The organism is Dubosiella muris (assembly GCF_004793885.1).
Lineage (GTDB): Bacteria > Bacillota_I > Bacilli_A > Erysipelotrichales > Erysipelotrichaceae > Dubosiella > Dubosiella muris.
Genome location: NZ_SRYG01000008.1, coordinates 25,166 through 47,833 on the forward strand (window position 1 = coordinate 25,166; position 22,668 = coordinate 47,833).

Here is a 22,668-nt window from a genome sequence, read left to right on the forward strand (position 1 = left end):
ATGATTGCAAAGAAAGGTTTGATCATGATCGGCGGCTGCACGCTAGCCGTTTCCGCGATCACCGCGATTTCGTTTAAACAAGAAGAACAAAAAGTCAACGCCCCGATGATCACGGCCTGCCAGGCCCATCCCGGACGCACCGATGGCAGCGGATGCCACACTTGCCGAACAAACTGCGAAAAGTGGGGATTGTCGTATGGCGAATACCACTGCCACAACGGAGGCGGCTCGTCAAGCGGAAGTCAGGCGACGACGCCAGCCTACGACGCGCAAGACGAGCAGGCGCGCATCGCCGAAGAAGCCCGCATCGCGGAACAAAAAAGACAGGAAGAAGAGGCGAAGCACCAGGAAGAGCTGCGGCTGGCCGAAGAAAAACGAATCCAGGAACAAAAAGAATACGACCAAGGCTATCAGGAAGGCTTCGACTACAAATGGAAAAACATCCACGATGATTTGTCCATCGAACAGCTGAAAGAAGACCAAAAAAGCGCGAAGTACCAGGAAGGCTACGAAAAAGGCTTTGCGGAAGCGCAAAAACAGTTAAACGAGGAAAAAGAAAAAGCGTACCAGTTCGGATACGACCAAAAGAAAAACGATCCAAACCTGTCGTTTCAAGAACCCGCGGATCAATCCGAAAACTATAAAAAGGCGTTCCGCAGCGGCTATGATACCGCCGAAAAGGAACTAACCGCCTTTACGCAAAAAGTGGCGAAAGAACACGCCAGCCACGACGGAATCCATCTCGACCATCTGGATGAAAACTTCCCGGACGGCGTGATCCACGCGACGTATACGCAAGCGTATCAAACGGCCTACCAAGAAGCCGAAGCCGATTACTTTGAGAAAATCGCCAACGAGGCGCGCCAAAACGCGCAGGAAAAAGTTTGGAACCAAGACCAGCAATCCGATCCACAATCCAAACAAGCGATCTCCGAAAAAGGAAAGGCGAAGTATCAAACGCAATTCGCCGCGTCCGTACAGGAAATAGAAAAAAATTGAAAGCCGAAAAAGCGAGCATCCAGGAACAAGGCTATCAAGACGGCTTGGAAGGGAAAGAGAAAGAGGACACGACCTTCTCGAAATACAAAAAGTACAAAATTTACAACGACCTCCAGTCGGCGTACCTTCAAGGATACAGAAAAGGCGAGGAGAAAAAGCAGGAGGAAGACAACATGTTTTTCGCCGGCGCGTTGAGCGTGCTGCTCACCACAATCGGTGGTGGTGGTTTGATCGCCTATAAAAAGCACAAACAGAAAACGATGTAGGAAAGAAACTCTGGAACAACAACCAGAGTTTTTTTTGAATAAAACATAAATAAACTGAATTTAATCTTTATAAAACACAGAATAAATGGTAAAATAGGTTCGTAAAAAGAAAGGAGAATCCAATGAACTATACACTCTACTCGCAACGTTTGGACGCGTACAAAAAGCACGATGGCTGGATCTATGACCGATTTCCCGCCACGTTTCGAACCCAGCTCGTATACATCGTCCGCGATCTGCCGGTCAAAGAACCGTTTTGGCAGCGCTTCAACCAATGGTTCGAACGGGAAAAAGGATGGACGCCCAAAATTTATTTTATTCAGGAATCGAGCCATCCGCAGCGCGAAAAGCTCGAATACCGTCTGGAACAACTCGACGATTTTGAATTTCTCGATTTAATCGACGGACTCTTTCATCAAATCACCGAGACGCTGGAACCCGCGGATTGGAACGATGCCGTGCAGGAGCTCAACCGCCGGTTCGAACAGCACCGCCTTGGCTATTTCTTTTCTCAAGGCCATATCCAGCGTAAAGGATAACGGCCTCTTTTCCTCTTAGACAAAAAATAAATATTTAACGATTCCTTCAAGTGCGATACAATGAATCCATCAAACAAAGAAAGGAAACAAGGATATGAACGCAAAGCCGCTCCAGCCATGGAAAACCGTGAACACAAAAACAATCGTCGACAATCCGTGGCTCAAGGTTCAAAAAAACGAGGTCGAGCTAGCCAGCCAAATGCGAATCCCGGACTTTTACACCGTCACGATTCCGGACGCGTCCGCCGTGGTCGCGCTCGATGAAAACGAAAACGTGATCCTGAAGCGAGAGTACCGCTACGCCCAGCAAAAGGAACTTATCGAGATTCCGGCCGGCGCGTTCGACGACCGGGAAACCGATCCGCTTGCCGTCGCGAAACGAGAGCTTCGCGAAGAAACCGGCTACGTGTCCTCGCACTGGATCGAGCTTGGCGCGACCGTCGACTGTTCCGCCAAGCTGACCAACACGATGCATTTGTTTCTCGCACTGTTGTGCACGAAAGCCGGAACGCCCGAACTCGACGCGACCGAGGACGTCGAAACGCTGCTCGTTCCGTTCGCGCAAGCCATCGACATGGTGATGCGCAACGAAATTTGCTGCAACAGCTCCTCCGCGGCCTTACTCAAAGCGCAGCATATCCTACAAAAAAGGGAAAAACAAAGTGCACATGAAAAAAGACACGATCGCCATGGCGGTCTTTCTCGTTGTCGGAATCGCCGTCAACGCCATCCTGATCACAAACCACGCCAAAACGCCGCGCCCCAAGCAGGAAACCACGCAAACCGAGAAAAATGAAAGCAGCGCCTTTTCGTTTGTCGGCGTGGGCGACCACTTGATCCACGAACCCGTTTACTATTACCAGACGCAGCCATACCATTTTGATTCGATTTACGAAGCGACCAAGCCAGCCATCCAAGACGCGGATCTGGCGTTCATCAACGCGGAAACGCTCATGGCCGGCGAATCGTTCGGACTTGGCGGCTATCCGATGTTCAACGGGCCCAAAGAGCTCGTCGACGCCTTGGACCGCACCGGATTCGACTGGCTGGCGCTCTCTTCCAACCACACCCTCGACCGCGGCGTCGAAGGCTTGCAAGCCCAGCTCGACGACTTGGCGACCCGGTTTCCCCACATCAGCGTGACCGGATCGCACCGGACGGCGGACGAGCCATACATCGTACGCGACATCAACGGCATCCGCGTCGGTTTGTTAGGCTACACGTATGGACTTAACGGCATGGAACTGCCCGAAGGTGAGGAATACCGCGTGGATCGTATCGACGAAGCCAAAATTCGCCACGACATGGAACAACTCTCAAAAATCAGCGACGTGCAGCTCGTGAGCATGCACTGGGGCGAGGAGTACAACACCCAAATCACCGAGGAACAGGCGCGTTACGCCAGACTTCTCCACGAGCTGGGCGCCGAAGTCGTCATCGGAACGCATCCGCACGTCATTGGACCGGTGGAAATTCTCAAAGGAGAGCAGCAGGACACGCTAGTCTACTACTCGCTTGGCAATTTCCTAAGCGCGCAGGACCGGCCCGAATGCATGGTGGGCGGCATGGCCGCGTTCGATCTGCGCTACGATTTCGCGACAAAAAAAGCCACGTTCGCCAATGTGCGGCTGATTCCAACTATCACCTACGTTTCCAGCGACTTGCAAACGTATTCCACCCATACGATCCATGACTATGACGACGCGCTGGGTGAGCGCGCAAAGCGGAACGCCCGTCACCAAAGCCTTCGCCAAAGAGTATGTGCAGTCGGTCGTCGGCCATCCGGACGGGGTGGAAGTCGTGCTCGAGTAAAAAGGCAAAAACACGGCATGTTCCAAGTGGATTTCAGCTTGACAAAAGCGAGGATTTCACGGAAACTTAATATATGTGTAAAATCCAATCACATGTTATTTAAATATAGGGTCATTACTCAGAAAGCAATTTGATTTTGCTGCGTTTAAGAAAGGATCAATATGGCTAAAAAGATAAACCAATTCAACCTGGACGAAATTTTTCGTCATTTAAGAACCAACATTGAGTTTTCCCAAATGGATGACGCGATCAAAGTGATCAACGTCGTATCCACGAATCCAAACGAGGGAAAATCGACCGTATCCACCAATCTGGCCCGGATTTTCGCGGACAAGTACGCGCGTGTGCTGCTCATTGACGCCGACTTGCGAAATCCAAGCGACCACAAAATGTACAAAGTGTCCAACGCGAGAGGACTGTCCAACTTGCTGAGCCGCTATGTGCCGGGCTCCAGCGTGCTTGGCTACGAGGAAATCGTCCAGTTGCAGTTTTCCAACGATTCGCTGCTTTACTTCCTGCCGACAGGAAGCCGGGTGCCAAACCCGACCGAAGTGCTTTCCTCGCACAAGTTCGAAGAATTCCTCGCCTCGGCCAGAGAAGAATTCGACTATATTATTATCGACTGTCCGCCGGTCAACCGCGTCAGTGACGGAATTCCGGTATCGAACGCGGCCGACGGCACGCTGTACGTCGTTTCGTCCAAAGAAACCGACAAGCGGGCGGCTAAAGCCGCGCTCGACGACATGGTGCGCAGCGGCGCGAACATTTTCGGCATCGTGCTGACCAAGGTGGAAGAGCTGAAATCGAAAAAATACGGCTATGGCTACGGTTATGGCTACGGCTATGGAAACGAGGAGAAGAAATAATGAAAAAACAAATCCTTCAAATCTCCGGCGCTTCGCTGCTCGCTTTCTCGTGCGTGCTGGCCGGCTGCTCCAAAGCGGACGACGTGTCGCTGGAAGACGCGACCGAAGTCGCCCTCGACGATTCAAACAACACAACGGAAACCGCGTCCAATATCGACGCCAAGGAACAAGATGGCGAGTATGTCGTCCAATTCAATGTCGACAACGGACAATATACGTACACCCTTGGCAAAGACGGCATCATCCGCGACTGCGTGTTCGATCGCGACCAGGGAACATCGACGGCCCACGCGCCAGCTGAGCAGCAGCCGGCGGCTCCGGCGGAAAACACCAATGAACAACAACCGAAAGAAGCCGAAAATCCAACGGAGGAAGGCGTCGTTTCCGAACAGGACGCCGTGAACGCCGCGCTGGCCAACGCGGGACTGGAAGAAGCCGATGTCAGCGAACTGAGCGTGAAGCTGAATAAAAAGAAAACCGAATACACAGTGGAGTTTGTGTACGGGGACGCGCGCAACCAAGTCACCGTCAACGCGGAAACCGGAGAAGTCATCAGCTCGATCTTTATTTAACAGGAATGAAGGTGGGGGACTATGACAAAACTTGGCGTTTATAAAAATATCATAGAAGGGATCATGACGATCGGACTCGTTTTTGTTTTCCCTTTTTCTTTTGTATTTAAAATCAAGCTCGTGCTCTTGTATTTTATCATCATGCATTTGGCCGGCCGGTACCGGGGCCGGGCCATCTTGATTTGGGACGAGCTGAAGCTGCTGCTACTCGGCTATATGGGCTACATTGGCGCCTCGCTGCTGCTGCTCGACTACGACCCGTTTTCGTGGGGGCAGTTCGGGTGGCTCGTGCTCTATTTGCTGTGTCACGGATTTTGCAACTTGCTCATCGCCCGTTACACCCACGTCGTGTTTTGGGACAAGTTGAAAAAAAACGTGCTCATCATTGGCGCGGGAACGACCGCCAGCCAGCTCTATGGAACGTGCCGCACCAACCGGTATTCCTTGCTCAATGTCAAAGGATTCATCAACTGCAACGACGATCCGTTTTTCCACCACGTCGACCAGACGATCGTGGAGCAGGAAAAGCCGATTTATCCACTCAAAGATTTGGAAAAAGTCATTGCCGAACAAGACATTGAAACCGTGCTGATCGCCATTCCGGAAATGAGCCGCAAAGACCAGCGCAAGCTGGTGGAACGCCTGATCAACCAGGTGGAAACGATCAAGTATTTGCCGCGGATGGAAGGACTGGTCACCTTCAACACGAAAATCGACGACTTTGACGGGCAGCTTATGATTTCAACCGCCGAAGGAACGATTACGAACACGGAAAAGATCTTCAAGCGCGGCATGGATATTTTAGCCGGCCTGGCGGGCTTGTGCGTGCTCGCGCCTTTGACGCTGTACGTCCGGCATCTCAACCACAAGCAAGGCGACTACGACCCGATTTTTTTCAAGCAAGTCCGAATTGGAGAAAACGGGCGGGAATTCACGATTTACAAATACCGGACCATGGTACCGAACGCGGAAAAAATTTTGGATGAGCTCATGGAAAAAGACGAAGCCATTCGAAAAGAGTACCAGGAAAACAAAAAGCTTCGCGACGATCCACGCATCACGAAGGCAGGCTCCTTTTTAAGAAAGACGAGCCTCGACGAGTTTCCGCAGTTCATCAACGTGCTGAAAGGGGAAATGTCGCTCATCGGGCCAAGACCTTACTTGCCTCGCGAAAAAGTCGACATGGGTCCGTATTATCAGGACGTCGTCAGCTCGAAGCCGGGCATTACCGGCATGTGGCAGACGCACGGACGCAGCGAAGTCAATTTTGAACAAAGGCTGGAGCTGGACGAATATTATTACCGCAACTGGAGTTTATGGCTCGACATCACCTTACTGATTCGAACCGTCAAACAAGTGCTCGGCGACGATGAAGGCGCCATGTAATCAGGGAAGGAGGACAAACCCCACATGAAAGAAAACCTCAAAAGACCCGGATTTTACGGTGCGATTCTCTCGTTTTGCTCTATTGCGACACTCATCGGCCTGCTCATTCGCCTCGATGCCATTCCTTTGCGGTTCATCGCGCTGCTGCTCTTTGGCGTGGCGTGCCGCCTGTTCTTTAAAAGACCGCACACGATTTGGAAAAACGTGTTCGCCTGGATGATCATCACGCCGCTGACCATCGCGATGCTTGGCGGTTCGTGGTATGTCGCCAAAACAAACGAGCTGCTCTGGAGCCTTTCGATGAAAGAGAGAACATATATCAGCGAAGTTTGCGTCTACGTACCGCAAAACAGTGCCATCCAGTCGCTGCAAGAGCTCCAAGGCAAACGAATCGGCTATTATGAAACCGACGAGGATCAAACGAGCGTGGAAATGCTCAAGCAGTTCAAAAAGGAAGGCGTTTCGATCGAATCCAGCGCCTATCCTTCGTTGACGCCGCTCCTTGACGCGTTGAAAGCGAAAAAAGTGGAAGCGATCATCGCGCAGCGGCCGCTCATCGAAGCGCTGACGCAAGAAGACGGACTCCAGGAAAACCAGCCGCTTCGCGCGATTGCCACGAAAAAAGTCAAAGTCGAACTGGATCGGGGCCGATCCGCGACGCTTGATGTGACGAAGACGCCGTTCACGGTGCTGATCATGGGCACCAACGAGTATGGCAGCGTCAATGAAAACAGCGCCAACACCGTCAATATTTTGGCCGTCGTCAATCCGCAGGATAAAAAAAAACTGCTCGTTTCGCTGCCAAAAGAAACGTATGTGTGGAACAACAAGCTCGGATATCTTGGCATCCAGGGCACGCACGTCGTGCGACAGGCGCTCGAGCAGGAACTCGACGTGCCAATCGACTACACGGTCCGTGTCAACTTGACGACAATGACGGGCATCGTCGACCAGCTTGGCGGCATTGAAATCGACAACAAACAAGCGTTTGAAACGAAGTCGAAGCAAAAATTCGAACAAGGAAAGCTGTGGCTGGACGCCAAGCAAGCGTTGACGTATGTCCAGGAATGCCCGAACGATCCATCGAATCCAAACCAGGGCGAAATGGTCGTTCTCAGCGCGATGATCGAGAAAATTTTATCCTCGAAGGCGCTGGCCCACTTCGAAACGATTCAAAGTGTGCTCGGCGAGTCGATCCAGACGAGCATGAGCAAGGAGCAAATTGGCGATCTGGTCAAAATGCAAATGCTCCAGCGCGCGCCATGGACGCTTGAAATCGTTAGCGTGGAAGGCCGTTTGGAAGAAAAAGATATTGAGCCGCTAGGCGAAAAAGCGAACGTTCTCGTTTTGGACGATCAAACTCTCCAGCGAGTCGAACAAAAGATCGACGCGGTGTTGCGCGCCGGTTCGTAAAATCCAACAACGAAAGCCCGTATCCGGGCTTTTTTCTTAAAAATGGAAAAACAATCTTGCGGACGCTAACGATCCATGCTATGATGTTCAAGCAGTGAGATGGATCCTTAGCTCAGCTGGCAGAGCAACTGACTCTTAATCAGTGGGTCTAGGGTTCGAATCCCTAAGGATCCACCATCTTATCAAATGAAAGATCAATGAACCAACCGTTCATTGGTCTTTTTTTTACGTAATTTTCAAGTGTAAAGAAAAGGCAGATTTTTTTATGACCTTTTTTTTGGAAAAAAGATTTGGGAACGACAAAGTCTTCCCGAACGCCTCGCGCGCAAAAAACAAAATTCGCAATTTGACCGAAACGGAAATTTTAGCTGGTAGGCCGCATGCTATACTGAAACCGTCAAAGGAAGCGCTTACCAAACACGAGGAGGTGAGAATATGAACTTAAAAGATCTGCTCGATGAATCGTGTATCGACATGAATCTTCCACTGAAATCCAAAGCCGAAGTGTTCGACACCATGATCCATCACTTATACGAGGCGGGCATCATTCAAAACGAAAATCAATTCCGCCAGGCAGTCGAATACCGGGAAACCTTATCCGAAACCGGTTTGGAAGATGGCGTCGCCATTCCCCATGGCGTGGACGAATGCGTCAATCGGGCAGCCATCTCATATATCCGGTTAAAGGAGCCAATCGAATGGGAATCCATGGACGGAAAGCCGATCCAGCACATCTTCTTGATGGCGATCCCGGCCAATGGCGACAAGACCCACATCAAAATGCTTTCGGAGCTGGCGATGATGCTGATCCGAAAAGAAGCCAGAGAGGCGTTGAACGAAATCCAATCCCCTCAACAACTGTACGAAATCTTATAAACCAACAGGAGGAAACCATGAATATCGCGGCAGTTACTGCGTGCACCATCGGCGTCGCGCATACGTATATCGCAAAAGAAAAACTGATCGAAGCCGCTCAAAACCGCGGCCATACGATCCATGTGGAAACACAGGGCAACATCGGAATCGAAGAGGAACTCTCGCCGCAAGCGATCCAAAACGCCGATGTCATCATTTTAGCGGCCGATATTTCCGTCGCCAAACAAGAACGGTTCGCCGGCAAGCCAATCGTCCGCGTCAGCTCCGCTGTCGCCATCAAGCAGCCGGAAAAACTCATTGTCACCATTGAACACAAACTCAGTCAGGGGTGCGCATCATGAAAGAAAAGTTAAAAGCGCTCGTCGTGCAGCCCGTCCTGACCGGCATCTCCTACTTTATTCCCGTCATTTGCATGGGTGGCTTGCTACAGTCGTTTGGAACGATTTTAGGCGGCACCGGTGTCGAAGAAGCCACGGGCACGTTCGCCTACTATTTGTACCAGGGCGGCGCCCTCACAATGGGAATGGTTGTTCCCGTGCTGGCGGCCTACATCGCCTACGCGATTTGCGACCGGCCGGGTCTGGCGCCAGGCTTCCTGGTCGGCCTGTTGTCCGTTGAATACAAAATCGGGTTTGTCGGCGGCATCATCGGCGGTATCGCCGTGGGCTACTTTTGCAAGCTCGTCAAAGACAAGCTTCCGCTGAGCAAGGATTTGGCTTCTTTGCTGCCAATGCTCATTTTGCCAATTTTGGGCGGCTTGTTCGTCGTATTGTCTATGGACTACATTTTAGGGCCTGTCCTTGGCGGTCTGCAAAGCTATTTGTCCTCGCTGTTCGCCGAAATGCAATCCGGTTCGCGCATCGTCTTCGGTATGGTGCTCGGCGCCCTGATGGGTGTTGACTTAGGCGGTCCGGTCACGAAAGTCGGAACGACTGTCGTCAATGGACTCGTCGCCGACGGCATTCTCGGTCCGGAAGGCGCCAAAGTGTGCATCGGCGTCACCGCGACACTCGGTATCGGCTTGTCGACGATCATCAACAAGCGCAAATACACGGCCGCGCAACGCGCGACTGGAAAATCCGCCATCATTTTGGGCTGCTGCCAAATCGCCGAAGGCGGTCTGCCAATCCTGCTCGCCGATCCGCTGCGCGTTTGGCCGGCCACGATCCTTGGCAATATGGTGACCGGCGCGATCGCGATGTACTTCAACGTGCAGTCGCCTGTCATGATGGGTGGGCTCTTCGCCTTCCCGGTCATGAAAAATGTCTGGCCGGGCGCGGTTCTATCCGTCGCCATTGGAACGCTTGTCACAATCGTCGTGCTGGCGCTCTGTCGTAAAAACGTAACCGAAGAGCCAGTCAAGGCGCAAACCGCAAGCGCCGAGGCGATGCCGGAAAGCAAGCCCGCGCTGCAAACCGCGCCAGTCGCCAGCGCCGAAGCGATCGACACGAGCGACGACTTGGATATCCACATTGAATTTGAATAGGAGAACGCATATGAATAAAAAACAAACTCTCGATTTATTGAAGGAGAAAAAACTAATCTTTATTTTCAAGACCCAGCGCATTCAGGACGATGATTTGGTCCAGGCGGTCCAGGCCGTCGTCCAGGGCGGCGGAAAGTTCATTGAGCTGACGTACGACCAGCCGACCGGGGACGCGTGCGCCCACGCGCTTGGCTTGCTCAAAGAGAAATTCGGCGACCAGATCATTTTAGGAACTGGAACGATTTTAGACGAGCAGCAGGCGCAAAAAGCCATCGACGCGGGCAGCGAATACATCGTCGCGCCGAATTTATCCAAGGAAGTAAGCAAGTTGTGCCAGGAAAAGGATTTGATGTACATGCCAGGTGTCTTCACCGGCACGGAAGTCGTCAACGCGTGGAAGTGGGGCGCCGATGTTTTGAAGCTGTTCCCGGGATGCGAGATCACGCTTGACTACGCCGAAACGCTCATGGGCGTCATTCCGGTGCTGCCGTATTTCGCGGTATGCAAGATGGACGAGAAAATGTTTAAAGAGTGCTTGAAGATCGGCTACATTGGCGCCGGCATCAGCCGTGCTGTCAACAACCAGAAGCTCATCGCGTCGGGCGACTTTAAGGAAATCGAAAAACGAACCCGTCGTTTCGTGGAAATCGCCGCCCGTCCAAGCGATCATGTATGAGCGGCTACGCCAGGAAGTGTTTGACGCGTGCCAAATGCTTCCCCGAACGGGACTGGCGATTTTGACATGGGGCAACGTGTCGCGCGTCGACCGAAAAAACGAGGTCATCGCCATTAAGCCAAGCGGGGTGCCGTATGATATGATGAAGCCGGAAGACATCGTCGTGTGCGATTTGCAAGGGCGCGTCGTCGACGGGCACCTGCGCCCCAGCTCCGATTTGCCGACCCACGTCGCGCTGTACGCGGCGTGGCCGCAAGTCGAGGCCATTGTCCACACCCATTCGCCATGGGCGACGATGCTCGCGCAAGCCGGGATCGACTTAAAACCATTCGGCACCACCCACGCCGACACATTTTACGGCCCGGTTCCTTGCACGCGTCCGCTGGCGCGAAACGAAGTCGATGGCGACTACGAGCTGGAAACCGGTCGTGTCATTCTTGAAACGTTTCAGGAGCGAGGCATCGCGCCAGACCAGGTCCCGGCGGTGCTTGTCGCCAGCCACGGGCCGTTTGCCTGGGGACACGACGCGAAGCAGGCGGTTGAAAACGCGTTGGTGCTTGAACAATGCGCCTGGATGGCGGTGTTCGACCGCTTGATGGATCCGGAGGTCATGCCGGTGCCCGCGTATTTGCTGGATCGGCACTATCAGAGAAAACACGGAGAACACGCGACGTACGGTCAGCGGTAGGGAAAGGAGAGTATGCAGATGCAGCAAGCGAAAAGGAAAGCGGGTTCGGAGATTTTGGCCAAACTGCTCGCTCACGACGCCATGACGGTTAGCCAAATCGCGCACGATCTGCATAGAACCGAAAAACAAGTCCGAAGCCGGCTTGAGCAGGTGGAGGAGCTGTTGCGGGAAAACGACTGGGGAACGATTCAAAAAAAGCCGCGTGTCGGCATTTGGCTGGAGGCCGACGAAGCGCAAAAGGCGCAAATCGCCGCCTATGTCCACGCCACCGAGGCGGCGGGCGCCATTTTGATTGACGATCGCGAGAGCTATGTTTTGTACCGTTTGTTTAGCTTGGGGCGAAAGGAAGGACTGCAAGCCCGGACGTTGCTGGATCGGCTGTACATTTCCGGGCCGACGCTCAACAAGCTCATTCGCTCCATTCAGCGCGATTTGGAGCCATGGAACATTTCCGTGCTCAACGACCGGCGCTCGGGATACTTGCTGCAATACGAGGAAAACGACTTTCGCGGCGCGCTGGCGACATTTCTTTTGGAGCAAGTCGACGACGCGCACCGGGATCACGTGCTAAACGAGTATTTTTACGGTGTCGATTTAACGGGTCTTAAGCACATCATCGTCCGGCTCGAGCACGAGTGGCATTTGCATTTTTCCAACCAGGTGTTTACGAAAATGCTCATCTTTTTGGCGCTGGCCATTTCCAGGCAGGACACGCCTGTCCACTTGCGTCAGGAAGACGTGCGGCTTTTGGAACACTACAACGAGTATTTGTTCGCGAAGGCGATTTGCACGGAAATCGAGCGGATCGAAAACGTCACGCTTTCGGAAGACGACGAGTTTTACTTGACGATGCAAATGATTTGCGCGGGGTTTGCGCGCAGCGGCGGGGAAAGCGAACCGATTCACAGCTATGACGAGCACTTGATCCAGTTTGTCGACGAAGTCATCCACTCGATGGGCACGATTCTCAATCATGACTTTTCGACGGATTGCCAGCTGCGGCAAAGCTTGATCCTGCATTTGCGCTCCACCGTTTTCCGGCTACGTCATGGCCAGTCGCGGACCAACGAGCTACTCGGCTACATTAAAAAGGAGTTTTCCCAGGTGTATGCCGCCAGCTGGATGATTAGCATGTTGTTTGAGAAGTATTTCGATTTGATGATTACCGACGACGAACTGGGGTATATCGTCCTGCTGATCCAAACGGCGCTCGAACGCAAAGACGTGGAGTACATGGTCGTGCTGATCGCGGATTTTTCCCGCAGCTATGGCGAGTTGATTAGCCAGCGGCTGATGAGCTATGTCCCGGAAATCCGGGAAATCCATATTTTGAGCCGGTTTGAAAAAGACAATCCCCACTACCGGCAGGCGGATGTCGTTTTGTCCCGGACCGCCGTGGACGATCCGCGCAATATCGTCGTTGAAAACCTGCTCACCGAGGAAGGCATTCTCAAGCTGCGTCAGAAAATTCAGAAAATGTCGAAAAAAGACCGGAAGCCCGCGTGGCTCTTTTCCATCGACTGCGCCTCGTTGTTTTCGCCCGAGCTGATGCTGCTGCAAGCCGACTATCCGAATAAGGAGGCGCTCATCGCCAACGTCGTGGATTTGTTGCAGAAAAAAGGCTTTTGCGCCAATGGCTTGTATTCGTCGGCCATCGAACGGGAAAGGAAGATGTCGACCTCGATTGGCAGCGGTATCGCGTTTCCGCATGGCGATCCCGAATACGTCCACGAGTCGCGCGTCGTGCTTGTCACCTTGAAGCGGCCAATGCTGTGGGACGAGCAGGAAAAGGTCGATCTCATCTTTTTCGCGGCGTTCAACATGAATGTCGAGGACGAACGAAGACGGGTGGAAACGTTTTACCGGGAGCTCATTCCATGCTTGAGCAATCCGGGCGGCCTGCAAAGCTTGCGAAGCGCCAGGGACAGCGTGCGCCTGTATCAGGAAATGTTTCCATGAGAAAGCGGAAAATATGGAACGGAAGGAAAGACATCAGCCTTCCGTTTTTGTTTACCTTTCTTTTTTTGATTTATGGGTTGACTTGGCTTTGGAAGGAGAAGTTTAGTTTGAAATAAATACAAAAGTAGATGAAACTATATTGGCAATTTGATAAAATAAAAACGCCTGTTATTTGAGCGTGGTTGGTTCGGTCGGGCTTTAGCCAGAGAACCGGAAAAAACTCTGTTTCGATAAATGGAAACTGGATCTGCCGTTTCCCGAAATGGAGGTGGGAGTATGAATGCATACGAAATCCTTTCGATCGTGTTGGAATTTCTAGCGATCATCGTTCCGCTTTTCATCGCGTTGATTGAAGCGCATGAAAAAAGCAACCACGAAAAGTGATCTTTGGCGAGATTGTTGTGTTTCGTGAGTTGCTCATGAAATGATAAATCCGAGCTAGCCGCTTTAACAGATAGCAGGTTTTTTACGTCTTCATTATAGCAACCTTCTCTTTTTGGCGCAACCTTAAGACAGTCTTCACGTTATCGCCCGGTTTATCTCGCTTGATTTTCGTATTTTCCGCTTTTGTCTTGTCAGGGCAGGGGATTCGTGCTATTATATTCAAGCAGTTAGATGGATCCTTAGCTCAGCTGGCAGAGCAACTGACTCTTAATCAGTGGGTCTAGGGTTCGAATCCCTAAGGATCCACCATTTATGAACAACAAACATCTGTTTCGGAAAACGAGATAGATGTTTTTTTTCGAAACGGGTTGCGTTTCGTTGACAGAAGTGCTATTATAGTCAAGTAAAGAAATGGAAAGATAGAAGCACCCCTTCTCACCCGACGCATACGGATGCGTGGGTCAATGCCAATTCATCAACGTTATGGATTTTAATAATGGGTGCCTTTGTGTACCCATTTTCTTTTGGTGAAAGGTAGGTATCGTATATCAATAACAGAAGAGTTGCCCCGAACAATGTCAATGAAGATTTGTTCAATGAAAAGATTCCATTTAGAGAAGTGCTCGTCATCGACTCGAATGGAAACCAGTTGGGAGTGTTATCCAAAAGAGAGGCACTGGATGTCGCATATCGTCAAAATCTCGATTTGCTGTGCGTCGCTCCCAAGGCTCGTCCAGCCGTCTGCAAAGTTTTGGATTATGGCCGCTACCATTTTGAGCAGCAAAAGAAAGCCAAGGAAGCAAAGCGCAAGCAACACGTCGTGGAGCTGAAAGCGCTGCGCCTGTCGCCCATTATCGACACGCACGATTTTGAAACCAAAGTTCGCCAGGCGAAAAAATGGATCGAGTCGGGCATGAAAGTGAAGATTGATATGAGGTTCCGCGGACGGATGATGACACGCCAGGAAGTCGGTCGTCAAATCATGAATCAATTTCTGGATGAAGTCAAAGACATCGCGGTAATCGAAAAGAAACCGGCTTTGGAAGGAAACACGATGTCAACCGTGTTGGCACCGAAAAAGAAGTAAGAAGGGTAGGAGGAACGTAACATGCCTAAAATGAAAAGTCATAGAGGATTAGCAAAACGTGTAAAAGTCACGGGTACTGGAAAATTGAAGAGATCCCATGCATATACTTCACACCGTTTTCATGGGAAGACGAAAAAACAACGTCGTCATCTCGCTAAACCAGGTTTGATCAGCAGCACAGACTACAAACGCATCAAGGAAATGTTGAAATAAGGAATCAAAGGGAGGAATAAAGCATGGCAAGAGTTAAAGGTGGAACGGTATCCCGGGCAAGAAGAAAAAAAGTATTGAAGCTCGCGAAAGGATACTTCGGATCGAAACACACATTATATAAAACAGCGAACGAGCAGGTAATGCATTCGTTCAAATACGCATACAACGACCGTCGGAAACTGAAAGGAAACATGCGCAAGATCTGGATCACGCGTATCAACGCCGCTGCCCGCATGAACGACCTTTCCTACTCGCGTCTGATGCATGGTTTGAAACTCGCCAACATCGAGATCAACCGGAAAATGCTTTCCGAAATCGCGATCCACGACGCGGAAACGTTCACGAAGATTTGCGACGAGGCGAAAGCAGCCATCGCCAACGCGTAAGCCAAACATATCAATAAAGGCCCTGTGAATAGGCGCCTTTTTTTGTGCTATAATGGAATGCGATTATGCAATAAAAAAATAAGGAAAGGAATCCAATATGAAAATCAGAGCAACCAAACCGACAATCAGTCGATTGGAGCGGGAGCTTGACGCTTTTTTATTTGACCGCGCCAAAGGCAGCAAAGTCGCGCAAACCATTCAGAAAGGCTACGTGTTTTGCGAGCCAAACGACTTGGAGGAAGTAAAAAAGCTCATCCCGAATATTCAAAAAATCGGCGCCGGCGCCGGTTACGTGTTCGACCAGGACCAGGCGATTGGCGGACTCGGCATTCTGAACATGTTCAGCCCGAAGGAAATCGAAAACGATCCCAATTTGCTGCGCTATTGCCTGCGGCAGTTTCCACGCGTGCGCCGCGTCGAAGCCAAAACGTTTGAAAACGACCCATTCGTTCAACGGTTTCTTGCGTTCGAGCAAAGCGAGCGGTTTCAAAGCGCTCCCCAAACGATCGAACCCTATACATTGTTTTTGTACGACAACCTCGATTTCGATGAAAACGGCTATTTGGCCATTCCCGCCGGCTACGCCGACACGACGTTCCGGCTTCCCGGCTTTGAAGTAAAAGGAAGCGACCAAACGTTGATCGCCTTCCCGGATTTGATCGAAAAAGACCGGCAGCTCGCCCGCGGCCGAAAAGGAAACATTCTCGTGGCCGGCGATGTACGCCCGTATTTGCTGTTTACGCTCCTGCAAAATCCGGAAGTCGAAACCGTGACGTTTTATACGGAAGACACCAACGGTTTGGCTTTCATGGAGGAAGTGCTCGTTCCGGGATTGTCTTCCAACCACGCCAGCTACCGGGGCGAAGCGAAAAAACTGGATGGGCGTGACATCCAGGACGGGCAGTACGACACGGTGCTGATCGTCGACAACGAAAACGAAGAAAAGATCCAGCGCTATTTTGACTGGAAGAAAAAACAAAAAGAGCTCAAAAAGACGGAACTCGTGATCGGTGACGAAACGACAATGCTCATGACGCTTCGCGTCGAACTGGCCACCTGGCTGTACCGGGAAATCACGAACCGTCCGCCATTGGAAGGCCCCGCCTTTTTGTGGCTGCAAGCCATGTACGCCGACACGACAATTAAACGCCCGGCCCAGCTGAGCGAGCTGCTGGCGCTTGAAGACATCCAGCGAAAAATCGAGCGGACAATCGAAGCCGCCCGCTAAATCCAAAGACCCGACCGGGTCTTTTTATGTTATAATGAAACCCGTATGAAACAAGATGAAAAAACAATGAAAGGAAACGCCTATGAAAACAAAAGCCGCAACCCGCATTCAAGCCATCGACAGCCCGTCGTTTACCGAGCTGTTTGAAGCCAAAAAAAGATACACCGCCAAAACCGGAAAGGAAGTCATCGACTTTTCCATCGGTTCCAGCGACATTCCGCCCCACCACGCGATCAAGGAGGAACTCGCCAGACAAGCGCTCAACGATGAAAGCTACCAGTATTCTCTAGCGCCTCTTTCCGAAATGGTCGCCGCTATTGCGCGCTGGTACCATACCCGGTATGGCGTCGATCTGGCAGAAGACGAAATCGTCACCGTTAAAGGAAGCCAGGAAGCGCTCAGCCACATTCCGCTGGCGTTTTGCGATCCAGGCGATCTCGTGCTCATTCCAGACCCGTATTATCCGATTTACGGCGTGGCGCCAAGACTGGCCGGGGCCGACATCGTTTTTCTGCCGCTCAAAGAAGAAAACGACTATTTGATCGACTTTGACGCGATCCAGGAGGACGTAGCCAGAAAAGCGAAGCTGATGTACGTGTCGTACCCCAACAATCCGACCGGAAAGACGGCGCCCGACTCGTTTTACGAGCGCCTGATTCGCTTCGCGAAACGATACGACATTGTCGTTTTGCACGACAACGCCTACAGCGAGCTCGTATTCGACAAAGAACCCGGCAAAAGCTTTTTGTCGTTCGAGGGAGCGAAAGACGTCGGAATCGAGCTGAACTCGTTTTCCAAGTCGTATTCCATGGGCGGCGCCCGGCTCGCCGTCATGGTAGGCAACCGGGAATTGATCGCCATATATAAAAGGATGATGAACATGATCGACTTCCAGGCGTTTGGCGCCGTACAGCGCGCCGGAATTGCCGCTCTGGCCCACCACGACCGCTTCGTGCCCGCCCTCCGGCAGGAATACCGCCGCCGGCGCGATTGGCTCATTCAAAAATTCCAGGAAGCCGGCTGGTCGATCGAGCCCCCGGAAGCGACGATGTTTGTCTGGGCGAAAATTCCGGACCACTACGAGGACAGCGCCAGCTTTCATCGCGCGCTGCTGGAGCAAGCCGGCGTTTTGACCAACGCGGGAACGAGCTTCGGCCAGGAAGGGACGCGTTACGTCCGGTTCGCGCTGGTGCGTGGCGACGCCGAGGTGGAAGAAGCGGCCCGGCGGATTCAGGAAGCGGGATTGCTGGCCCCGATAAAATAAAAACGGTATTTTTTCGATGAATTATGTTAAAAAATAGAATGTAAGGGCTTCCTGTTTATTTTTCGATTTTGAATGTTATAATAAATCTATAATATTTTGAGGAAATCCTTGAAGAAAGAAAGAAGGAAAATAAATGAGGGAAATCTTAAATATTAACAAAGATTGGGAATTTAAAAAGCAAGATGGCAACGATCATGTCGAAGCCGTTCATGTTCCACATACTTGGAACGCCGTTGACGGAACCGATGGTGGCAACGACTACTGGCGCGGAACCGCCGTGTACACCAAAACGTTCGCGAAACCGGCTTTAGCCGAAGACGAGCAGCTCTGGCTGGAAATCAACGGCGCCAACTCGACTTCCAAAGTCGTATTCAACGGACAGCCGCTGGCCGAGCACAAAGGAGGCTACTCCACATACCGCGTTGATTTGACGCCGGCGCTGGCCGAAAACAACACGCTGGAAATCATCGTCGACAACGCGCCAAACAGCGAAGTCTATCCGCAACAAGCCGACTTTACGTTTTATGGCGGATTGTACCGCGACGTCAATTTGATCCGCGTCAACAAGGCGCACTTCGCCCTGGGATACTATGGCGGATGCGGCGTGGCGCTCACGCCGGAAGTGCTTGCCGACGGAAAAGGGCAAGTCAAAGTGGAAGCGTACACTGAAAACGCGAAAAACGGGGACGTTGTTTCCGTTCAAATCCAAAACGTCGAAGGCGAGATGGTCGCGCAAGGCGAGGGTGTCATTGAAGACAACCACGCTTCGTTCGTCATCGCGATGGAAAACATTCACTTGTGGGATGGCGTGGAAGATCCATACTTGTACACAGCCAACGTGCAGCTGGCCCAGGACGGCCGCGCCATCGACGCGCAATCCATCCGGATTGGTTTCCGTACATTCGAAATCGACCCGGAAAAAGGATTTATTTTGAACGGACGGCCATACCAGCTCATCGGAACCGCGCGCCATCAGGACTGGGAAGGCATCGGCAACGCCCTGACGCGTGAAAACCACGAAATCGACATGGCGCTCTTGAAAGAAATGGGCGCGAGAACGATTCGCGGCGCCCACTACCAGCACGACCAGGCATGGTACGATCTGGCCGATGAAAACGGATTGATCATGTGGGCGGAAATCCCGTACATTTCCACGCACATGGCTAACGAGGCGGCCAACGAAAACACCCAAGAGCAAATGCGCGAAATGATCATTCAAAACTACAACCACCCTTCGATTTTCGTATGGGGATTGTCCAACGAGATCACGATTGGTGGCGAAAGCGAAGACTTGCTGGAAAACCACCGCAAACTCAACGATTTAGCGCACACGCTTGACCCGACAAGAAAGACGGTCATGGCGCACGTGAGCATGCTTCCGACGACAAGTCCGCTCGTGACTTTGCCGGACGCGACAAGCTACAACCAGTATTTTGGATGGTACGTAGGAAAAATCGAAGACAACGACAAATGGTTCGATGACTTCCACGCCCAATATCCAAACGTAGCCATCGGTATTTCTGAATTTGGCGCCGACGCCAACCCGCAATACCACGCGGAAAAGCCAGGACGTGGCGACTATACCGAGGACTATCAGGCGCTTTACCACGAGCACATGCTCAAAATGGTAACCGACCGGCCTTGGATCTGGGCGATGCACGTATGGAACGGATTCGACTTCGCGGCCGACGCCCGCGACGAAGGCGGTGTGCCAGGACGCAACCAGAAAGGTTTGGTCACGTTCGACCGGAAGACGAAGAAAGACTCGTACTACATTTACCAGGCGTATCTTTCTAAAACACCGTTCGTGCATTTGACGAAAAAACGTTACATCGACCGCGAGCAGCCGGTGACGGAAGTGAAAGTGTACACCAACGAGCCGGAAGCAACGTTGTATGTCGACGGACAAAACATGGGCACGCAAAAAGCGGTGGACCACATTTGCCGCTGGAACGTGGAAATCAGCAAAGAGCACGCCATCAAAGTCGTAGGAAGCGATGAAACGATCAACGACACGATGACGATCCGCAAAGTCGACGAGAAAAACGAGGACTACATCGTCAAGGGCGGCAGCGTCCACAACTGGTTCGACGACGGCGTGGAAAAAGACGGCTACTTGTCCATCATGGATTCGATTGGCGACGTGATGGCCGTACCGGAAGCCATGGAAGTCCTGCGCCCGGTTCTGGAAGGCTTGCAAAATATGCTTGGCAAGCGCGATGACGAAGGGGAAATCCCGGCCATGGACATGAACACGATGATGATGGCGTTCCCGGTTGAAACCGCCCTGCGTATGAGCGGCGCGCTGACAAAAGAGGAAATCATCGAGCTGAACAAAACGCTGAACAAAATTAAAAAATAAATAAACACGAAAAAAGCCGAATTCGAAAGCGAAAACGGCTTTTTTTTCATGTTCAGGAAGAAAGCTCGACCATCGACAACGCGATGCGGGCCTTTTTCTCATCCACGCTCTCCACATAACACGTGACGATATCCCCGACATGGACGACATCGTTTGGATCTTTGACAAAGCTTCTGGACAGCTTGGAAATGTGCACCAGACCGTCTTCATGCAAACCGATATCGACAAAGGCGCCAAAGCTGACGACATTGCGAACCGTTCCTTCCAGCTTCATTCCCCGGCGCAAATCCTTCATCGTCAAAACATCGTGCTTGAGCAGCGGGGCGTCCAGGGCGTCCCGCGGATCGAGTCCGGGCGTCGAAAGCTCTTTAACGATATCCTTGAGGGTAAAGACGTCGGTACGCAACGCGGCCGCCAGCTTTTCCGTGTCGGCCACCGCCAGCTTGCGCTGGAACGCGCGCGAGCCAAGATCCGCCAAATCCAAATGCAGCTTTTCAAGCAAATGGCGCGCAATCGGATAGCTCTCCGGGTGGATTCCCGTGTTGTCGAGCGGATCGGCGCTTTCCGGAATCCGGAGAAAGCCGACGCATTGCTCATACGTTTTCGTGGAAATTCCTTTGATTTGCGCGATTTGCGCGCGCGAGGTGATCGGGTGTTTTGTTTTGGCCTCGTACAACGCCTCGATGGAGCGCTTATTCAAGCCGGACACGTATTTCAAAATGCTTTTGGAAGCCGTGTTGACGTTCACGCCAACTTGATTGACGATTTTTTCCGTCGTGAAATCCAGCGAATTCGAAAGCAGCTTTTGATTGACATCGTGCTGGTATTCGCCAATCCCAATCGACTTCGGGTCGATTTTGACAAGCTCGCTCAACGGATCCTGCACGCGGCGGCCAATGGAAATCGCGGAACGCTTTTCGACCGTCAAATCCGGGAATTCCTCTTGCGCCAGCTTGGATGCGGAATAAACGCTCGCGCCCGCTTCCGAGACGAGTAGGTATTGCACATGCGGAAAGTCTTTCAGGACGCGGGCGACAAACTGCTCCGATTCCCGCGACGCCGTTCCGTTGCCAATCGCGATCAGCTCGATACCGTATTGGTCGATCAGGCGACCAAGGGTTTTTCTCGCGTTGTTGAAATCGTTGTGCGGCGCGGTCGGGTAAATGACAGCCGTTTCCAGCATCGTTCCGTTTTCGTCGAGCACCGCCAGCTTGCAACCGGTCCGAAACGCCGGATCGAACCCGAGCACGCGCTTTTGTTTGATTGGACGCGTCATGAGCAAGTGCTCCAAATTGATCGCGAACGTCGCGATGGCTTTTTGATCCGCCGTTTCCTTGAGCGCGCTTCGAATCTCGCGTTTGATGGCAGGCATCAGCAGCCGTTTCATCGCGTCCTGGATGCACATCTGTAAAAACGGCGCGTTTTTCGCGTTGGAAAAACGGATCCACTGGCGGGCGATGCGCTGCCGGGCTGGCTCCTCGTCCATCGAAAGGGAAACCGAAATCACTTTTTCCGCCTCGGCCCGGTCGATGGCGAGCGTCTGGTAGTGCTTGATCCGGTCGATTCGCTCGCAAAAACAAAAATACGTTTCGAACTGGCCTTTTTCGTCGACCGCGTCCTTTTTCTTTTTCGTTTCCAGCGTTCCCGAACGCAGCATGTGCTGGCGAAGCGTTTGGCGGACCTTGGGATCGTCCGCGATACGCTCCGCTATGATGTAGCCGGCCTGCTCAAGCGCCGTGTCCACGTCACCCGATTGGACAAGCGAGCGCGGATCTTTGTTAGGGGCGTCGAGAATCGCCTGCGCCAAAGGCTCGAATCCGGCCGCGATCGCCGCGGACGCCTTCGTTTTTTTCTTTTCTTTATACGGCCGGTACAAGTCCTCGACTTCGCTCAAACGGGTACACTGCGCAAGCTGGCCGCGCAAGGCGTCCGTCAGCAATCCTTTTTCTTCGACAAGCCGCAGCACATCGTCTTTGCGCTTGCGTAAATTGACCTGATACGCGTATTGCTCCTCGATCGCGCGAATCGCGTCTTCGTCGAGATTTCCGGTTTTTTCCTTGCGGTAACGGGCGATGAATGGAATCGTCGCGCCTTCCTCAAGCAGCGCGAGCACGGCTTCGACTTGAGAAGACGATAAGCCGAGCTGTTTCGATAATTGTTCAATTAATGGCATAAGTTCATCCTTTCAACGGCTATTTTAACGCAT

22 protein-coding genes and 2 tRNA genes are annotated in these 22,668 nt (G+C 52.1%); 23 read left to right on the top strand and 1 reads right to left on the bottom strand.

What is annotated here, in order from left to right; genetic code table 11:
• The 23 genes from E5336_RS05000 (at position 1) to E5336_RS05110 (ending at position 20,462) form a co-directional block, all read left to right on the top strand.
• Complete coding sequence (locus E5336_RS05000) at positions 1 to 999, top strand: YHYH domain-containing protein (protein ID WP_277820789.1); 999 nt, start codon at positions 1 to 3, stop codon at positions 997 to 999.
• Positions 996 to 1,265: a DUF2799 domain-containing protein gene (locus E5336_RS05005; protein ID WP_135979979.1), complete on the top strand. Its 270-nt coding sequence runs from the start codon at positions 996 to 998 to the stop codon at positions 1,263 to 1,265. Before E5336_RS05000 ends, E5336_RS05005 begins: the two co-directional genes overlap by 4 nt.
• Before the next feature lie 122 nt (positions 1,266 to 1,387).
• Positions 1,388 to 1,804, top strand: coding sequence for an AbiJ-NTD4 domain-containing protein (locus E5336_RS05010; protein ID WP_135979980.1), 417 nt, complete (start codon positions 1,388 to 1,390; stop codon positions 1,802 to 1,804).
• A gap of 94 nt (positions 1,805 to 1,898) precedes the next feature.
• Positions 1,899 to 2,600 (top strand): NUDIX hydrolase, encoded by a 702-nt coding sequence (locus E5336_RS05015; RefSeq protein ID WP_135979981.1) that lies wholly within the window; start codon positions 1,899 to 1,901, stop codon positions 2,598 to 2,600.
• Positions 2,494 to 3,750 (top strand): CapA family protein, encoded by a 1,257-nt coding sequence (locus E5336_RS12575; protein ID WP_277820791.1) that lies wholly within the window; start codon positions 2,494 to 2,496, stop codon positions 3,748 to 3,750. The genes E5336_RS05015 and E5336_RS12575 overlap by 107 nt, the downstream gene beginning before the upstream one ends.
• Positions 3,751 to 3,777: 27 nt before the next feature.
• Entirely contained in the window at positions 3,778 to 4,482 is a 705-nt protein-coding gene (locus E5336_RS05025) for a CpsD/CapB family tyrosine-protein kinase (RefSeq protein ID WP_135979983.1), read from the top strand.
• Positions 4,482 to 5,054: a PepSY domain-containing protein gene (locus tag E5336_RS05030; RefSeq protein ID WP_135979984.1), complete on the top strand. Its 573-nt coding sequence runs from the start codon at positions 4,482 to 4,484 to the stop codon at positions 5,052 to 5,054. The genes E5336_RS05025 and E5336_RS05030 overlap by 1 nt, the downstream gene beginning before the upstream one ends.
• Before the next feature lie 21 nt (positions 5,055 to 5,075).
• Positions 5,076 to 6,440, top strand: coding sequence for an exopolysaccharide biosynthesis polyprenyl glycosylphosphotransferase (locus tag E5336_RS05035; RefSeq protein WP_135979985.1), 1,365 nt, complete (start codon positions 5,076 to 5,078; stop codon positions 6,438 to 6,440).
• Positions 6,441 to 6,464: 24 nt separating this feature from the next.
• Positions 6,465 to 7,853 (top strand): LCP family protein, encoded by a 1,389-nt coding sequence (locus E5336_RS05040; RefSeq protein ID WP_135979986.1) that lies wholly within the window; start codon positions 6,465 to 6,467, stop codon positions 7,851 to 7,853.
• 101 nt (positions 7,854 to 7,954) lie between these two features.
• Positions 7,955 to 8,030: transfer RNA gene (locus E5336_RS05045), tRNA-Lys, on the top strand.
• Between the two features lie 258 nt (positions 8,031 to 8,288).
• Positions 8,289 to 8,729: a PTS sugar transporter subunit IIA gene (locus E5336_RS05050; protein WP_135979987.1), complete on the top strand. Its 441-nt coding sequence runs from the start codon at positions 8,289 to 8,291 to the stop codon at positions 8,727 to 8,729.
• A gap of 17 nt (positions 8,730 to 8,746) precedes the next feature.
• Positions 8,747 to 9,070, top strand: a complete 324-nt coding sequence (locus E5336_RS05055; RefSeq protein ID WP_135979988.1) for a PTS fructose transporter subunit IIB — start codon at positions 8,747 to 8,749, stop codon at positions 9,068 to 9,070.
• The gene (locus E5336_RS05060) at positions 9,067 to 10,215 is read left to right on the top strand and encodes a PTS fructose transporter subunit IIC (protein WP_135979989.1); all 1,149 of its coding nucleotides are present in this window, start codon (positions 9,067 to 9,069) and stop codon (positions 10,213 to 10,215) included. Before E5336_RS05055 ends, E5336_RS05060 begins: the two co-directional genes overlap by 4 nt.
• Positions 10,216 to 10,225: 10 nt before the next feature.
• On the top strand, positions 10,226 to 10,891 hold the full coding sequence (locus tag E5336_RS05065) for a bifunctional 4-hydroxy-2-oxoglutarate aldolase/2-dehydro-3-deoxy-phosphogluconate aldolase (RefSeq protein ID WP_135979990.1): 666 nt from the start codon (positions 10,226 to 10,228) through the stop codon (positions 10,889 to 10,891).
• Positions 10,884 to 11,579 (top strand): L-ribulose-5-phosphate 4-epimerase AraD, encoded by a 696-nt coding sequence (gene araD / locus E5336_RS05070; protein WP_135979991.1) that lies wholly within the window; start codon positions 10,884 to 10,886, stop codon positions 11,577 to 11,579. The genes E5336_RS05065 and araD overlap by 8 nt, the downstream gene beginning before the upstream one ends.
• Before the next feature lie 18 nt (positions 11,580 to 11,597).
• Positions 11,598 to 13,538 carry a BglG family transcription antiterminator gene (locus E5336_RS05075; protein ID WP_168353558.1) on the top strand — a complete coding sequence of 647 codons (1,941 nt, stop codon included), beginning with the start codon at positions 11,598 to 11,600 and terminating at the stop codon, positions 13,536 to 13,538.
• A gap of 617 nt (positions 13,539 to 14,155) precedes the next feature.
• Positions 14,156 to 14,231: transfer RNA gene (locus E5336_RS05080), tRNA-Lys, on the top strand.
• Positions 14,232 to 14,511: 280 nt separating this feature from the next.
• A complete protein-coding gene (infC, locus tag E5336_RS05085) occupies positions 14,512 to 15,009 on the top strand; it encodes a translation initiation factor IF-3 (RefSeq protein ID WP_277820790.1) in 498 nt (165 codons plus the stop codon).
• 21 nt (positions 15,010 to 15,030) lie between these two features.
• The gene (gene rpmI, locus E5336_RS05090; RefSeq protein ID WP_135979994.1) at positions 15,031 to 15,222 is read left to right on the top strand and encodes a 50S ribosomal protein L35; all 192 of its coding nucleotides are present in this window, start codon (positions 15,031 to 15,033) and stop codon (positions 15,220 to 15,222) included.
• A 23-nt stretch (positions 15,223 to 15,245) separates the two neighbouring features.
• The gene (gene rplT, locus E5336_RS05095) at positions 15,246 to 15,608 is read left to right on the top strand and encodes a 50S ribosomal protein L20 (RefSeq protein WP_135979995.1); all 363 of its coding nucleotides are present in this window, start codon (positions 15,246 to 15,248) and stop codon (positions 15,606 to 15,608) included.
• A 97-nt stretch (positions 15,609 to 15,705) separates the two neighbouring features.
• Positions 15,706 to 16,836: a hypothetical protein gene (locus E5336_RS05100; RefSeq protein ID WP_135979996.1), complete on the top strand. Its 1,131-nt coding sequence runs from the start codon at positions 15,706 to 15,708 to the stop codon at positions 16,834 to 16,836.
• Between the two features lie 82 nt (positions 16,837 to 16,918).
• Positions 16,919 to 18,100 (top strand): aminotransferase class I/II-fold pyridoxal phosphate-dependent enzyme, encoded by a 1,182-nt coding sequence (locus E5336_RS05105; RefSeq protein WP_135979997.1) that lies wholly within the window; start codon positions 16,919 to 16,921, stop codon positions 18,098 to 18,100.
• A 133-nt stretch (positions 18,101 to 18,233) separates the two neighbouring features.
• Complete coding sequence (locus tag E5336_RS05110; protein ID WP_135979998.1) at positions 18,234 to 20,462, top strand: glycoside hydrolase family 2 protein; 2,229 nt, start codon at positions 18,234 to 18,236, stop codon at positions 20,460 to 20,462.
• Between the two features lie 52 nt (positions 20,463 to 20,514).
• Here E5336_RS05110 and E5336_RS05115 read toward each other — a convergent pair whose 3' ends face one another.
• Positions 20,515 to 22,635 (bottom strand): Tex family protein, encoded by a 2,121-nt coding sequence (locus E5336_RS05115; RefSeq protein WP_135979999.1) that lies wholly within the window; start codon positions 22,633 to 22,635, stop codon positions 20,515 to 20,517.
• Positions 22,636 to 22,668: the final 33 nt, after the last annotated feature.